Origin of the sequence: Hydrogenovibrio sp. 3SP14C1 (assembly GCF_029625905.1) — a bacterium.
Lineage (GTDB): Bacteria > Pseudomonadota > Gammaproteobacteria > Thiomicrospirales > Thiomicrospiraceae > Hydrogenovibrio.
In genome coordinates this window covers 1-264 of sequence record NZ_JARTLM010000160.1, presented here as the reverse complement: position 1 = coordinate 264, position 264 = coordinate 1, and the positions used below count along the sequence as shown (strand labels likewise).

The window sequence follows — 264 nt, the reverse complement described above, 5'->3', positions numbered from 1 at the left end:
AATGAGCTTAACCTCGACATGGAAGCGGACATGGGTGAAAAACTCCATGAGGATGCAGAGATGCTCTGCAGGACTCTCTATGGGCGGTTAAATGCTCTACAGGATGCAGGTTAATGGCCAAGATATCGATCAGTGAGGCCGCACGGCTGACCGGGAAGAGTCTGACAACGTTGCACAGGTTGATTAAAACAGGTGAACTGTCCACCTGTCATGGTGCAAGGAACGCCAGAATGGTCGATGTTTCGGAACTTATCCGTGTTTTTG

Annotated in this window: 2 protein-coding genes; both read left to right on the top strand. The window is 49.6% G+C overall.

Features of this window, described 5'->3' with window-relative positions:
- A partial coding sequence (locus P8629_RS12060) for a Rop family plasmid primer RNA-binding protein (RefSeq protein WP_278166353.1) occupies nucleotides 1-114 on the top strand: 114 nt, incomplete at its 5' end.
- Nucleotides 114-264 (top strand): helix-turn-helix domain-containing protein (locus tag P8629_RS12055; protein WP_278166352.1); only part of this gene is annotated, 151 nt, incomplete at its 3' end. The genes P8629_RS12060 and P8629_RS12055, both read left to right, overlap by 1 nt.